The sequence below is a fragment of the Mycobacterium appelbergii genome (assembly GCF_032883035.1).
In the GTDB taxonomy this organism is placed as follows: domain Bacteria; phylum Actinomycetota; class Actinomycetes; order Mycobacteriales; family Mycobacteriaceae; genus Mycobacterium; species Mycobacterium appelbergii.
Genome location: NZ_JAMQTH010000008.1, coordinates 115,551 through 129,598 on the forward strand (window position 1 = coordinate 115,551; position 14,048 = coordinate 129,598).

General features: G+C 67.1%; 16 protein-coding genes. 9 read left to right on the plus strand and 7 right to left on the minus strand.

Annotated features, from left to right (window positions below; genetic code table 11):
• Positions 1 to 8: 8 nt before the first annotated feature.
• On the minus strand, positions 9 to 590 hold the full coding sequence (locus tag M1247_RS19435; RefSeq protein WP_317158022.1) for a CGNR zinc finger domain-containing protein: 582 nt from the start codon (positions 588 to 590) through the stop codon (positions 9 to 11).
• A gap of 372 nt (positions 591 to 962) precedes the next feature.
• On the opposite strand from M1247_RS19435, the gene M1247_RS19440 reads away from it, so the two are divergent.
• On the plus strand, positions 963 to 1,127 hold the full coding sequence (locus M1247_RS19440) for a hypothetical protein (protein WP_317158023.1): 165 nt from the start codon (positions 963 to 965) through the stop codon (positions 1,125 to 1,127).
• Positions 1,128 to 1,232: 105 nt separating this feature from the next.
• Here M1247_RS19440 and M1247_RS19445 read toward each other — a convergent pair whose 3' ends face one another.
• Positions 1,233 to 2,516, minus strand: coding sequence for a BamB-related PQQ repeat family beta-propellar protein (locus M1247_RS19445; protein ID WP_317158024.1), 1,284 nt, complete (start codon positions 2,514 to 2,516; stop codon positions 1,233 to 1,235).
• A gap of 106 nt (positions 2,517 to 2,622) precedes the next feature.
• Between M1247_RS19445 and M1247_RS19450 the strand changes: the two genes are divergently transcribed.
• Genes M1247_RS19450 through M1247_RS19460 form a run of 3 tightly spaced genes read left to right on the plus strand, consistent with a single transcriptional unit; the run spans position 2,623 to position 4,060 of the window.
• A complete protein-coding gene (locus tag M1247_RS19450) occupies positions 2,623 to 3,363 on the plus strand; it encodes an acyltransferase (protein ID WP_317158025.1) in 741 nt (246 codons plus the stop codon).
• Positions 3,360 to 3,749 (plus strand): YidH family protein, encoded by a 390-nt coding sequence (locus M1247_RS19455; RefSeq protein WP_317158272.1) that lies wholly within the window; start codon positions 3,360 to 3,362, stop codon positions 3,747 to 3,749. The genes M1247_RS19450 and M1247_RS19455 overlap by 4 nt, the downstream gene beginning before the upstream one ends.
• Positions 3,746 to 4,060: a DUF202 domain-containing protein gene (locus tag M1247_RS19460; protein WP_317158026.1), complete on the plus strand. Its 315-nt coding sequence runs from the start codon at positions 3,746 to 3,748 to the stop codon at positions 4,058 to 4,060. The genes M1247_RS19455 and M1247_RS19460 overlap by 4 nt, the downstream gene beginning before the upstream one ends.
• Positions 4,061 to 4,075: 15 nt before the next feature.
• On the opposite strand, the gene M1247_RS19465 is transcribed toward M1247_RS19460, so the two are convergent.
• The 5 genes from M1247_RS19465 to M1247_RS19485 all read right to left on the minus strand — a co-directional run bounded on the left by M1247_RS19465 (position 4,076) and on the right by M1247_RS19485 (position 9,947).
• Positions 4,076 to 4,840, minus strand: coding sequence for an ArsR/SmtB family transcription factor (locus M1247_RS19465; RefSeq protein WP_317158027.1), 765 nt, complete (start codon positions 4,838 to 4,840; stop codon positions 4,076 to 4,078).
• A complete protein-coding gene (locus M1247_RS19470) occupies positions 4,833 to 6,206 on the minus strand; it encodes an MFS transporter (protein ID WP_317158028.1) in 1,374 nt (457 codons plus the stop codon). Before M1247_RS19470 ends, M1247_RS19465 begins: the two co-directional genes overlap by 8 nt.
• Positions 6,207 to 6,263: 57 nt before the next feature.
• Positions 6,264 to 7,505, minus strand: coding sequence for a glycosyltransferase family 4 protein (locus M1247_RS19475; protein WP_317158029.1), 1,242 nt, complete (start codon positions 7,503 to 7,505; stop codon positions 6,264 to 6,266).
• Between the two features lie 91 nt (positions 7,506 to 7,596).
• Positions 7,597 to 9,171, minus strand: a complete 1,575-nt coding sequence (locus tag M1247_RS19480) for a 1,4-alpha-glucan branching protein domain-containing protein (protein ID WP_317158030.1) — start codon at positions 9,169 to 9,171, stop codon at positions 7,597 to 7,599.
• Positions 9,168 to 9,947 carry a class I SAM-dependent methyltransferase gene (locus M1247_RS19485; protein WP_317158031.1) on the minus strand — a complete coding sequence of 260 codons (780 nt, stop codon included), beginning with the start codon at positions 9,945 to 9,947 and terminating at the stop codon, positions 9,168 to 9,170. Before M1247_RS19485 ends, M1247_RS19480 begins: the two co-directional genes overlap by 4 nt.
• A gap of 219 nt (positions 9,948 to 10,166) precedes the next feature.
• Here M1247_RS19485 and M1247_RS19490 point away from each other — a divergent pair, with 219 nt between their 5' ends.
• From M1247_RS19490 to M1247_RS19510, 5 genes are all read left to right on the plus strand, one after another.
• On the plus strand, positions 10,167 to 10,958 hold the full coding sequence (locus M1247_RS19490) for an electron transfer flavoprotein subunit beta/FixA family protein (protein ID WP_317158032.1): 792 nt from the start codon (positions 10,167 to 10,169) through the stop codon (positions 10,956 to 10,958).
• Between the two features lie 37 nt (positions 10,959 to 10,995).
• Complete coding sequence (locus M1247_RS19495) at positions 10,996 to 11,952, plus strand: electron transfer flavoprotein subunit alpha/FixB family protein (protein WP_317158033.1); 957 nt, start codon at positions 10,996 to 10,998, stop codon at positions 11,950 to 11,952.
• A gap of 175 nt (positions 11,953 to 12,127) precedes the next feature.
• A complete protein-coding gene (locus tag M1247_RS19500) occupies positions 12,128 to 12,871 on the plus strand; it encodes an SDR family oxidoreductase (RefSeq protein WP_317158034.1) in 744 nt (247 codons plus the stop codon).
• Positions 12,872 to 12,928: 57 nt separating this feature from the next.
• Complete coding sequence (locus M1247_RS19505; RefSeq protein WP_317158273.1) at positions 12,929 to 13,312, plus strand: cupin domain-containing protein; 384 nt, start codon at positions 12,929 to 12,931, stop codon at positions 13,310 to 13,312.
• Positions 13,309 to 13,962 (plus strand): nitroreductase, encoded by a 654-nt coding sequence (locus M1247_RS19510; RefSeq protein ID WP_317158035.1) that lies wholly within the window; start codon positions 13,309 to 13,311, stop codon positions 13,960 to 13,962. The genes M1247_RS19505 and M1247_RS19510 overlap by 4 nt, the downstream gene beginning before the upstream one ends.
• Positions 13,963 to 14,048 lie beyond the last annotated feature (86 nt).

Here is a 14,048-nt window from a genome sequence, read left to right on the forward strand (position 1 = left end):
CGTGCCATTCACCCTGTGCGGTGGCGGTGTGCGTGACGTGCGACGCGTGCCCGATTTCCGCAGTGCGGCGAACACCACTGCCGGCGCATTTGGTCTTTGACGAAGAAATGCGCACAGCCCGGGGCAAGACATGGATGCAACTGACCCCATTGGGGACTGACGGCGAGATCGATCGTCTGCCGTGCGATGACCGTGATGAGCGCATCGAGGTACTCCCTGCCCGCCCATACGTCGCGTCGCTGCGCAGTCGGGCCTGCGCAATCCACTTCGGGCCAGACCAAACCGAGTGCGGAGCTGCTGTTGACGATGTCAGTTGCCGCGGCCGCGTCGGGAACGGGTGACTGACCGAGGGTTCGCGGGTCCTGCGTTTGGTCGGCGGCGAGCCGGCGGACGGCGTCGCGTAAGGAGACGAGGCGGTCAACATGGGCGCCGATGAGCGTGTCACTGCTGGGTGGCTGCGGCGTCAAGTTCAACTGCCCGCTGATCTTGCGCAGCCACTGCTCTGCATCGTTCTGCTCGGCGAGAGAGTCATGAACGCGACCACGGTCGATGGAGATCGTATTGGCCAGCACGATCGGCACCGGTTCCATGCCCTCGTTCCCTTCACCCAGCGCCCGCGCGAATGACGGCGAGCAACGGTCCGAAATAATGATAGACGTACTGACAACCATTAGCACGTGATGAGCGGTCACTGAGCTTTGCGGCCCATACTGAAGCACCCGAAAGTACTGATGCGCGATAGGGACCGGAGCCGGGGGCGCTGACGTTCGCCCCCTGGTGCGGCAGGTCCGCAACTCGATTCTGCCAGTGACCGGTCAATTGCTGCCAGCGGAATTAATGGTAAGAGTCTCTGGTTACCATTAGCAGATCGCTACGGGAGCTGGTCACCGCACCGATCCGATGGTCAACAGGACTTCTCCTGTGTGACCGCTGGAATTCGACATGCTCAAAGGAGCACCACTGTGAAGAACATCGGGATCGCCTCGTTGATTGCCGGAGCCCTGACTGCTGGGCTGGTTGGATTGGCCGCACCGGCGCAGGCCGATATCGGCCATCACATCTGGGTGAACGACATCACCCAGCCGCATGTCTACGTACCGCACGTGGACACCACAGTTCACCCCTGAGTGTTCACACCCAGACTGCGCTCAGGGACAAATCCGGCCCGGATTTTGTCCCTGAGCGCAGTTTCGGCAAATGGTCCGGGCCTGGCGGGATGAGCCCGGTGGAGCTCAGGCCGGGGCGAAGCCGTACACCTGGCCGTCACTGGTCGCGGCGACGATGCGGCCGTCGTGACCGATCGACACCCCGACGGGCCAACCGGTGGCTTCCGGCAGCGGGTAGCTGTTGACGGTGTGCCCGTCGCCGGCGTCGAACACCAGCAGTGCCTGACCATGCCCACCATCGCGGGCCACCGCGTAACCGACGTGTCCGGAGCGGCTGGACGTGGTCAGCGGTGCCACGTCGTCGCGGGTCCACACCACCTCGCCGTTGTCTCCGGCATCGCGCACCGCGATCAGCGTGGCGTCCGGTCCGCCGCCGGCGACGATCAAGCCGTCCGGCGACACCGACGGCGGTGTCTGGGGAAGGTAATTGAGCGGCACGGACCACTTGGCCGAGCCGTCAGCAGTGTTGATGGCCCACAGTTTCTGATCGCGGCCGTTGACGTAGGCCGTCGTCCCGTCCGCCGAAAGCACCGGGCTGGCCAGCGGCCCGCCCCCGACCGCGGTACTGGTCCACTCCCGGCTCATCAGAGGACTCTGGCCGGGCCGGTAGCGCAGTCCGACCAGTACGGGAGCTTCGGCACCGGGCTCCCACAATCCGAGCACCGCGGTGCCGGTGTCCGCGCTGAACCCCGGCGCCGCCGCCACCGGGCACCGGGAACGGCCCAGTCGGCAATCGGCGAGCCCGCGCTCGGAATCGGTGGGGTCGACCCCGGAGACCAGGTCGAGCGGTTCACCCTCCACGGTGCCGCGATGCCCGTCGAACACCAGGACCTGGCCCAGGTGGGTGACCACCAACAGTTGGCCGCCCGCGAGGATGCGCGGGGTGTTGGGCATGCCGATCACCGGCTGGCGCCAGCGGATCCACTGGGTCGGCGGAAACGACAAGATCGCGCCGGGCTGACCCACATAGAGATTGTCGAACCCGTCGAACAGTGGACTGGTCCAACCACCGCCCTGCACCAACCGGGTGCACCAGCGTTGCCGTGCGTTGTTGTCGCCTTCCCACACCATCAGTGAGCATCCGCCCGCCGACTGGGCATTGACACCCACATAGCCTGTTGACCCGAGTGCGACCTGAGCGCCCAGTTCGCCTTTGGCCGACCGGCTCCATTCCAGCCGCAGCGCCTCGGCCCCGTCGGCGCCGGTGTAGCTGCTGTTGGCCGCGTCGCCGTATTGCGCGGACCAGCCTTCGGCGGCATGCGCCTGGACCCAGGAATCGGTGTCCTCACAACCGGCGAGCAGGCCCGTGAGCAGCGCCGCTACCACCAGCGCAAGGTATCGCCGGAACACGGTGTCCTTTCGTCGTGGTGCACTCTGGAGTCCATCGGGACCGGTCGCAATGGCCCCACTGAGGGTATCCCGCCGGTACCCACCGGCTCGCGTAGGCTTTCCGGCCATGACGACCATGTGGGGTGCCCCGATTCACAAACGCTGGCGGGGTTCCCGCCTGCGTGATCCGCGGCAGGCCGACTTCCTCACTCTGGCATCGCTGAAATGGGTGATCGCCAACCGCGCCTTCACGCCGTGGTATCTGGTGCGCTATTTCCGGCTACTGAAGTTCAAGCTCGCCAACCCGCACATCATCACCAGAGGCATGGTGTTCCTGGGCAAGGGCGTGGAGATCCAGTGCACACCCGAACTCGCGCAGATGGAGATCGGGCGGTGGGTGCACATCGGCGATAAGAACACCCTTCGCTGCCATGAAGGCTCGCTGCGCATCGGCGACAAAGTGGTGCTCGGCCGTGACAACGTCGTCAACACCTACCTCGACATCGAGATCGGTGACTCGGCGCTGATGGCGGACTGGTGCTATGTCTGCGACTTCGACCACAAGATGGACGACATCAATGTGCCGATCAAGGACCAGGGCATCATCAAGGGCCCGGTCCGCATCGGCCCGGACACCTGGATCGCGGCCAAGGTGACGGTTCTGCGCGGCACCACGGTGGGCCGCGGTTGCGTGCTCGGCGCCCACGCGGTGGTCAAGGGCGACATTCCGGACTATTCGATCGCGGTCGGTGCTCCGGCCAAAGTGGTCAAGAACCGCAAGCTGTCCTGGGAGACGTCGGCTGCGCAGCGTGCGGAGCTGGCCGCGGCGCTGGCCGACATCGAACGCAAGAAGGCCTCGAGCAACTGACCGGCTCGGGGCGCAAGCCCGGTGAAGATGCAGGCTCCGGCTCTGATGAGCCGGAGCTCGACTACCGTTTCACTCTCGCCAACGAGCGGACGTTTCTGGCGTGGCAGCGCACTGCGTTGGGTCTGCTGGCGGCCGCCGTCGCCGTCATCCAGTTCGTGTCCGACATGGCCGTGCCGGGCGCGCGTCACTTCCTCGGGCTGTTCCTCGCATTTCTCGCGACCGTGACTGCCGCAGTGGGACTGTGGCGGTGGCGCCAGGTCGATCGCGCGATGCGGACGGGGACAGCGCTGCCGCGCCATCCCACCCCGGCGTACCTCGCCGTGGGGTTGTGTGCCATCGGGCTGCTGGCCCTGGTCACCGCGCTCCTCGGAGCGGGCACCGGTTGACGGCACCCGATCCGGGCCTGCAGGCCCAGCGCACATCGTTGTCGTGGACGCGCACCTCGTTCGCGGTACTCGGCAACGGGGCATTGTTGATGCTGCACGACATCCAGGACCACCGCGCCGGGTTCGGCCTGGCTGCTGCAGCTGTGGCGGTCGTCATCGCATTGCTGGTTTACCTGGTCGGGGTGCGTAGGCAACGCACCCTGGCTCGGCATCCGCTGCCGAGGAATGTCCGGCCCGTCAGGGAGGTCCATGTGGTGACGATCGGGGTGCTGGTGCTCATCGTCGTTTCGGTGTTTTCGTTGCCGCTGTAGGCCTCTCGCCTCGCATCAAGGGGTCCAGTCGATTCCGAAAACATCACCCATCGCGGTGCGGCCGGTATCGGTGACCGTCAACGCGCGGCCTCGGGGTGTCCGTTTCACCCAGCCCGCGGACAGCAACCGGTCGAACACGGCCCGGCCCAGGCCACCGGACAGATGGTGACGCTGCTCGGTCCAGTCCACGCAGTACCGGATGAGTGGCCTTCTGCCCGTAGGTAGTTCAACTCCGATGTGGCTGAGAAAGCGTTGTCCGTCGCGGGTCAGTTCGTAACGGATGTCGTGGCCGGGGCTGCTGAGGGCATCGTGGCCGTCGCGGCGCGGGTCATAACGGCCATCCCCGCCGGTCAGCACCTGCCGGTCGAGCAGGCTGCCCATGATCTGCACACCCAGGCGCCCGGCGACATGGTCGTAGCAGGTGCGTGCGGTCCGCAGCCGCGCCGCCCGGGTGCCCTCCCGCAGAGAGGTGACCGGACGTGTCGGTGCGAGCCGCCCGAGCTGCTCGAGCAGGGCGCCGACCTCGGGACCCGACAGCCGGTAATAGCGGTGCCGCCCATGGGTTTGGACCGTCAGCAGCCCCGCCTCGGTCAGCTTGTGCAGGTGACTGCTGGCCGTGGGGCGGCTGATGCCTGCCTCGGTGGCCAGCACGCTGGCCGGCAGCGCACGGCCGTCGTCCAGTGCCATCAATACCTTGCAGCGGGCCGAATCGGCCAGCAGCGCCGCGAGGGCTGCGATGTCGACGTCGGCCACCGCGGGTAGGTCCTGCGCGTCACGCATCGCTCATCGCCCTCCGAATCAGCGCCGGATCGGGTCGCGCCAGCCGCAGTGCCACGACCGCGCCCACCAACTGGCATACACCACCGAGCAGTAGCGCGCAGCGGACACCGCCGTCGCCGCCCACCGCCGCCAGCGCACTGCCCAGCACCGCCACCCCGATACTGATCCCCAGCAGCCGGGCCAGATTGACCATTCCCGCAGCCAGTCCGGCCTGCCGAACCGGGATGGCGGCCATCGCCAGCGCTACGGCCGGTCCGGTGTTGAGTGCCAGCCCCGCACCGGCGAGCATGAACGACGATTCGAGCAGCCAACTCGAACCGTGGGGACCGGCGGCGGCGTAGAGCAGCAGGCCGGCGGCCATCAGGCTCAGGCCCGCGGTCATCACCAAGCGTGGGCTGGTGCGTCGGGTCAGTGCGGTGGCCGCAGGGATCAGCACCAGATAGGTGATGGGCATGGGCAGGAACCAGACCGCGGTCGTCAACGCGCTCACGCCCCGTTGTTGTTGGAATGCAAAGCTGTTCACCAGCAGCAGCCCATAGATGCCGAACGTCATCGCGAACGTCGCGAACAGCGCCGCCACCAGGCGGCGGCTGCGGAACAGATCCAGCGGCAGCATCGGGTGCGCACCCCGGCGTTGGGTCCGGACGAAGACCGCCAGGACCACCGCTGCGAGAACCGCGACCGTGGTGACCCGGCCGGCAGGCCAGGCCGCCCCTTCGACGAGTGCGACGGTGAGCGCACCGAGGCCGACCACCGCCAGCATCTGGCCCGCCACGTCGATGCTGCTCGCGCCCGGGTTGTGGGACTCCGGCAGATAGCGGTAACTCAACAGCACTGCCAGCGCACCGATCGGGACGTTGAGCCCGAAGATCCAGCGCCAGCCGACGGAATCGACGAGTACGCCACCCAACAACGGCCCGATCGCGGTGCTGCCGGCGGCCGCCATTGCCCATGCCGCGGTCGACCGGGCCCGGTCGACCGGATCGGGGAACGCCGCCGTGGTGATGGCCAACCCCTGCGGCAACATCATGGCCGCACCGACTCCCTGGGTCGCGCGGGCGGCCAGGAGCACCGGCAGGGCCGGGGCGAGCGCGCATCCCACCGACGCGCCGATGAAGACGATCAACCCGATACGCAGCAGCCTGCGCCTGCCGAACCGGTCACCGAGGGAGCCCGCGGTGAGCAGGAACGCCGCGAACGTGACGTTGTAGGCGTCGATGGTCCACTGGGCTCCGGCGATACCGCCGCCGAGGTCGTCGCGGATGGCCGGCAGTGCAAGGTTGACCGCGTTCGCGTCCACGAGCCCGACGAACAGGCCCAGATACGCCGCGATGAGCGTGAGAACTGCGCTGCGGGTGAGTGCCATACCCGCAGGTTAGGGCGGAAACAGTTCGGTGCCGGTCGAACTATCGGTGTGCTCGGCTCAGCGGTCGGGCAGCGCGTGCTCGACGATGGGCCTGCGCCGGTGTGGTTCGCGTTCCCCACGTTTGGCGGCGAGGTAGACCTGCGAGGTTTCATTCGCGACGGTATGCCAGTCGAAATCCGCGGTGAGCCGTTCGCGGGCGGCCACCGCCCGACGCGCGGCCGCCGCCGGATCGTCGAGCACCGCGCGGACCGCGGCGGCCAACCCGGCGACATCGCGTGGGTCGAATGACATTCCGGTCTGCCCGTTGATCACCGCCTCGCCAAGTCCGCCGACGTTCGACGTCACCAGCGGGGTACCGGTGGCGGCAGCTTCCAGCGCCACGATCCCGAACGGTTCGTAATGACTGGGCAGCACGGCGGCGTCGGCGGCTTGCAGCGCACCCACCAGGTCTTGGTGGCCGAGTCGACCGACGAACCGGGTGGCCTTGAGCACCTTGTGTTTCCGCGCCTGCTCGACGAGCCATTGCTGTTGGGTCCCGTCACCGGCGATGGTCAGCGTGGTGCCGGGGTGGGCGCGTCGGATGCGGGGGAGTGCCGCGATCGCGTCGTGAATCCCCTTCTCATATTCCAGGCGTCCGACGTAGAGCAGTTGCGCAGGACCTTGGCGTGGCCGGCGCGGCGCGAACGGCCATAGGGCGGCATCGATTCCGTTGCGGATCACCCGGGTCTCGGCGAGTCCGGGACCGAACAGCTCGGTGATCTCCTCGCTCATCGACGTCGAACATGTGATCAGCGAGTCGGATTCGTGGACCAACCACGATTCGACGGCGTGCACCTGTCGGCTGATGGGACCCGACACCCAACCGGAGTGTCTGCCTGCCTCGGTGGCGTGGATGGTGGAAACCAGTGGCACATCGAAGAATTCCGCCAGGGCGACGGCGGGATGGGCGACCAGCCAGTCGTGGGCGTGCACCACATCGGGTACCCACCGCTGGCCCGAGGCGTCCTTGACCGTGAGCCCGGTACGGATCATCGCGTGGCCCATCGCCAGGGTCCACGCCATCATGTCGGTACCGAACTCGAACTCGTGCGGGTCCTGGGCGGCGGCCACGACGCGCACCCCTTCACTGACCTCGTCGCTCGACGGGTGCGTGCTCGGGTCGGTACCCGAGGGTCTGCGGCTGAGCACCACGACTTCGTGGCCTGCCGCGGCGAGTGCGGTCGCGAGGTGATGCACGTGCCTGCCGAGTCCGCCGACGACAACCGGCGGGTACTCCCACGACACCATCAGGATCTTCATGAATGCGTGCCTTCGTGCCGGTGCGAGCGTGCGGACAATGTCGTGGATTGACGGCGGGTCGAGCGGCAGACGCGCACCCTCGCGGTGGGGGTCATTTCGGCAGCCGTCGTGCGTCGAGGGCACCGAACAGGCCGTCGGCCTTGTGCCAGCCGTCGGCCAGACGCTCGGCATGTTCGCGGCGGCCCGCCGCGAGTGCGTCGCTGATCTCGCGGGTCGCGTGCGCGTGCAGGTGTGCCCGGTAACGCGCGTAGTCAGCAGCCGAATCCTTGCTGACCATGAACGGCCAGTCACTGGACACCGTGAGCAGTGTTTCGCGCAGGATCTGGTCGGCGACCCGGTCCCGCGGCGTCGGTGCGCTCAGCGATGCCTGCTGGGTCAGGGCCTTGTCCACGGTGCTCAGCGCGGCGTCGACAACCTCGTTGTTGAGGTGAACGAGGTCGCTGACCGCCTCCCCATTCCAGACCTGCCAGTTTTTGCCCGAACCCCATGAGCTGGGCGGTAATTCGACCGGGGCGCCGACGTACCCGTCGGTTCGGGCGTCCGAGAGCGTGCCGACCCGGATCCCGGCCTCGGGCAGTGCCCTCAGGACCCGCTCCAGCCACACCGGTCCCTCGTACCACCAGTGCCCGAACAGTTCGGTGTCGAACGCGGCGACCACGTGGGCGGGCCTGCCGATCCGGTCGCTCTCACTGAGCAGCCGCTGACGAACCACCTCGACGAAGTCGGCGACATGCTCGTCGACCGCACGGTCGGCGCGCTGTGGGTCGTAGGGCGCCTTGTCCTCGGAGGCCACGTTGCGTCCGGTGACGCGAGCCGGTTTGAGGCCTGTGGTGTGGTCGTAGGTGTGAAAGTCGCGGTATGCGGCGTGGCCTGGGTAGCCCGACTTCGGTGACCACACGCGGTAGCTGACCTGCAGGTCCCGGCCGAATGCGATCACATCGGAGTCGCCGACCGGACGTCCCAGCGCGGTGTCCCCGTGCAGGGACGGACCGTCGACCATGAAGTGGCCCACTCCTGCTGCGGCATAACCGTTTTCCATCCCCGGTGCATACGCGCACTCGGGCGCCCAGATGCCCTCGGGCGTATGGGCGAACCGTTGCTGCGCATCGGCGAGCCCCTCGCGGAGGGCGAATTCGCGCAACCGCGGGTTCAGTAGCGGCTGGAACGGGTGCGACAGCGGCCCGCCGAGCAGCTCGATGGTGTCGGCGTCGATCAGCTCGCGCAGCAGCGGGCTTCCGCCGTGCCGCCAGTGCGTGGTGAAATCCTCGATGGCTGCGCCGGCCTCGGCGTACTCGCGAATGCCGAACTCGCGCAACGCCTCCTGCTCACGCAGCGTGGTTGCCTCCAGTGCCCGCAGCTGCCAGTTCGCCAGCCAGTGATGCATACCGGTGAGGCAGTAGGGATCGTCGAGCTGGGCGGTGACCACCGGTGTCATGCCGAGGGTGATCAGATGCGTGCGATCCTCGGCAGCCAGGGTCCGCAGCACCCGCATCAACGGCAGGTAGGCCGCCGACCAGGACTGGTAGAGCCACTCTTCGCCGACGGGCCAACGGCCGTGATGTGCCAGCCACGGCAGATGGGTGTGCAGGACGAGGGTGAACAGGCCTGGCACGGGGTTCGGGTTCGGCGGGCAGGAGCGCAGCGACCCGGGGTTCGAATCAGTCATGGCCTGATCGCGATCGCCACGAGATCCAGGCTGTCATCAATGTTCCGGTTGTTGCGTCCGGCTTCTTCGAGGTCGAAGTCGTCGGTGCGCACTGCGGCGACGTCGGTGAGCAGCTGCTCGGGCCACGGGGCGTCGGCGACTGCACGCTGTACCTGGGCTTCGATGATGGATCCGCCGTGCCTGGCATCCAGGACGGCCAGGCCGGCGCCGTGAAAGACGCCGAGCATCGATTCGAGGGTGAACCCCGCGGATTCCAGCAGCTCGGTCAGCTCGGCGGCGTTGAGTTCCCTGGTGTGGAACGGGTTGAGCGGAGTGTCCCGGCCGGGGGAGAAGGTGATGCGGTTCGGGGTGGAAACCATGAACACACCGCCGGGCCGTAATACGCGGAAACACTCGGCAACGAATTGCGCCTGATCCCAGAGATGTTCGATGACCTGAAAATTGATGACGACGTCCACCGTGCCATTTGCCAGCGGCAACTCGGCGAGGTTTCCATGCCGAATGTCGACCCGCGGGTAGCGGGCCCGCACATGCGCGACGGTGGCCTCGTCGTAGTCGAGTCCGATCACCCCGCGAGCGACCCCGGCGACCAGGTCGGCGCCGTAACCTTCGCCACAACCGGCCTCCAGTACGTCGCGACCGCGGCAGCGGTCGGCGAGCCGCTGATAGACGACCTCGTGGCGGCGGAACCAGTAGTTCTCCTCGGCCAGACCCGGAATGGTCCTCTCGCCGGTCAGGGGTAGGGCGTCCTCCGGATCGCCAACGATTGTGCTCATTGGAAGGCAGGCTAACCCAGGCGAAGGGTTGGTGGACTATTCGCGAACGGTTCCCTTACGTCCGGACTGTGCTAGGGGAAAACCGGAATGCAGAGTTCGACCAGTTATGGTGTTCCTGCGAACCACCACAAGTTACCGGCGAGTAACATGGTGCTGGTTGCTCAGAACGTGATATTGCAGGCCGGTCCCCGGCCTCATCGAGGAGGACGAACCAGAGTCATGACGAACATCGTGGTCCTGATCAAACAGGTCCCAGACACTTGGTCGGAGCGCAAGCTCACCGACGGCGACTTCACCCTTGACCGTGAGGCCGCGGACGCGGTGCTCGACGAGATCAACGAGCGTGCCGTAGAAGAAGCACTGTTGATCCGCGAGAGGGAGGGCGCCGAAGGCACCGTCACCCTGCTGACCGCCGGCCCGGAGCGGGCCACCGAGGCGATCCGCAAGGCCCTGTCGATGGGCGCCGACAAGGCGGTGCACCTTAAAGACGACGGCCTGCACGGCTCCGACGTCATCCAGACCGGGTGGGCGCTCGCCCGTGCGCTCGGCACAATCGAGGGCACTGAGTTGGTCATCGCCGGTAACGAGGCCACCGACGGCGTCGGCGGCGCGGTCCCGGCCGTCATCGCCGAGTACCTGGGTCTGCCCCAGCTCACGCATGTGCGCAAGCTGACCGTCGAGGGCGGGAAGGTGACCGCCGAGCGCGAGACCGACGACGGCGTGTTCACCCTCGAGGCGGCGCTGCCTGCTGTGGTCAGCGTCAACGAGAAGATCAACGAACCCCGTTTCCCCTCCTTCAAGGGCATCATGGCCGCCAAGAAGAAGGAAGTCACCGTGCTCAGCCTCGCCGAGATCGGTGTCGAGGCCGACGAGGTCGGTGTCGCCAACGCCGGGTCGAAGGTGCTCTCGTCAACGCCCAAGCCGCCGAAGACGGCCGGCGAGAAGGTCACCGATGAAGGTGACGGCGGAACCAAGGTCGCCGAGTACCTGGTCGCCCAAAAACTCATCTAGACCCATCCACTTGACGCGAAAGACATAACGAGAACTCATGGCTGAAGTACTTGTGCTCGTTGAGCACTCCGAAGGCGCCTTGAAGAAGGTCAGCGCCGAACTGATAACCGCCGCCCGGGTGCTGGGTGAGCCTGCCGCCGTTGTGGTGGGCAAGCCCGGTACGGCCACGTCGCTGGTCGATGGACTGAAGGCCGCCGGTGCGGCCAAGATCTACGTCGCCGAGTCAGACGACGCAGAGAACTACCTGATCACCCCCGTGGTCGACGTGCTGGCCGGGCTGGCCGAGTCGGCCACGCCCGCAGGCGTCGTGATCGCCGCCTCCGCCGACGGCAAGGAGATCGCCGCCCGACTGGCCGCACGCATCGGTTCGGGCCTGCTGGTCGACGTGGTCGAGGTCCGCGATGGTGCAGTCGGGATCCACAGCATCTTCGGTGGCGCGTTCACCGTCGAGGCCCAGGTCACCAGCGACACCCCCGTGATCACGGTGCGTCCCGGCTCGATCGACGCCGCACCTGCCGACGGTGCCGGCGAGGTCGTCAACGTCGAGGTTCCGGCGCAGGCCGAGAACGCCACCAAGATCACCAAGCGTGAGCCTGCGGTGGCCGGCGACCGCCCGGAACTGACCGAGGCCACCGTTGTGGTCGCCGGTGGCCGCGGTGTCGGCAGCGCGGAGAACTTCTCCGTGGTCGAGGAGCTCGCCGACTCGCTCAGTGCTGCGGTCGGTGCGTCCCGCGCGGCGGTGGACTCGGGTTACTACCCGGGTCAGTTCCAGGTGGGCCAGACCGGTAAGACCGTGTCGCCCCAGCTGTACATCGCGCTGGGCATCTCCGGAGCGATCCAGCACCGCGCCGGCATGCAGACCTCGAAGACGATCATCGCGGTGAACAAGGATGAAGAGGCGCCGATCTTCGAGATCGCCGACCTCGGCATCGTCGGTGACCTGTTCAAGGTCACCCCGCAGCTCACCGAGGCCGTCAAGGCCCGCAAGGGCTGACCTCGCTGCGCGAGCAGACACAAAAGCACCCCAAAACCGCGGTTTTGGGGTGCTTTTGTGTCTGCTCGGCGCAATCTGGACGCGGGGACTACGGACTTTCAAGGGCTCGTCCGCGGCGGTGCACTGCCAGTGTGGTGTGGAGACATCAACACCAGTGAGAGAGGTTGTTCGCACAATGAGGATCACAGTTTTCGGCGCGACCGGTCTGATCGGATCCAAGGTGGGGGAGCTGCTCACCGAGGCGGGCTACGACGTGGTCGCCGCATCGCGGAAATCGGGCGCAGACGTGCTCAGCGGGGACGGACTGAAAGAGGCGCTCGCGGGCGCCGAAGTCCTTGTCGACGTGACGAATTCGCCGTCCTTCGCCGACGGCCCGGTGATGGACTTCTTCACCACCTCGACGCGGAATCTGGTTGACGCCGCCAAGGCCACCGGCGTCGGTCACTATGTGGCGCTGTCGATCGTCGGCTGCGACGGCCTGCCCGAGAGTGGTTACATGCGGGCCAAAGTGGCCCAGGAAAAGGCCATCCTGGCCTCCGGCCTGCCCTACACGATCGTGCGCGCCACCCAGTTCCACGAGTTCGCCGAGGCCATCACCGATTCGCTCGTGGTCGGTGACGAGGTCCGCGTGCCCGATGCCCGTATCCAGCTGATCGCCTCGGCCGAGGTGGCCGCTGAGGTGGCCAGGGCCGCGCAGACGGCACCGGTTACCAGCCCGGTGAACATCGGCGGGCCCGAGAAGCTTTCGTTCGCAGACATGGCCCGCGCCGTGCTGGCCAAGCGGGGCGAGGACAAGCCCGTGGTCCTCGACGCGCAGGCCACGTACTTCGGCACACCGGTCGACGACGACAGTCTGGTCACCGGCGATGACGGCAAGCTCGCCACGATCCGCTTCGCCGACTGGCTCGCCGAACAGTGACAACCTTCCGGCCCACCACGATTGGGGAGAAAACCAGTGTTCGACAACGCTGAACTGATGAAGGCCATCACGACGATCCAGACCATCACCCCGCCGTTCATACCGTCGGACGCCCACGTGATGACCTCGATCATCGAATGGCCGGCCGGAAGCGCGGGAGCACCGCCGCACCGCCATCCGGGTGGGCCGTCCTTCGGTTATGTCCTGGACGGGGAGATGCTCTTCGAGCTGGAAGGCGAAGCGCCGCGGGTCATCAAGGCCGGTGAGGCGTTCTGGGAGCCGGGTGGCGATGTCATCCATTACTCCGACGCCAACAACCGCACCGACGTGCCGCTGCGGTTCCTCGTCACGATGATCTGCGCACCCGGCCAGCCGATGCTCGTCGTCGTCGACGACGACGAACTCGCGCAGCGGCGGGACCGTCGGGTACCGCTGCCATGACGGAATTCGGCGCGCTCGTGCGGGAACGCCGGTCGGTCCGCATGTTCTTGCGGGACAAGCCGGTACCGCGGGAGTTGCTCGACGAAGCACTCGCGTTGGCGATGCGCGCGCCGTCGAATTCCAACATTCAGCCGTGGCGGGTGTTCATCACCTCCGGGGCGCGCCGCGACCGGCTGGTTGCGGCGCTCCTGGAGGCCGCGTCCGCCGGTTTTCCCGAGTCCACCGGTGTCCCGGAGTCCTTCCTGCCGCTGCGACGGGAGCTCGGTGCCCTGGTGTACGGCGCGATGGGCATCGCCCGCAGCGACACCGAGGCCCGTCGGCAGGCTCGGCTCCGCAACTGGGAGTTCTTCGGTGCCCCGGTGGGCGGCGTCGTCTGCATGCACCGTGACCTCGGCCTGGTCGACAGCCTGGGGGTGGGGATGTTTCTGCAGACCCTGGTGCTGGCCTTGACCGAGCGCGGCCTCGGCGCCTGCGTGCAGGTGTCGATCGCGGAATACCCGGAGGTGTTGCGGGCCCAGCTGGAGATCCCGGATGAGCTGACGATTCTGTGCGGGCTGTCGATCGGCTACCCGGATCCGGCGTTCCCGGCCAACGGCCTGGCCGTACCGCGTAACCCCGTCGAGGCGAACGTGGTGTTTCTGGAGCGCTGACGCGGCCCGGCGACAACTGGTCACCCATTCTCCACAGACATGTCACGCGCGCGATGCCGTCCGGCGACCCGGCTGGGCGACCGTGC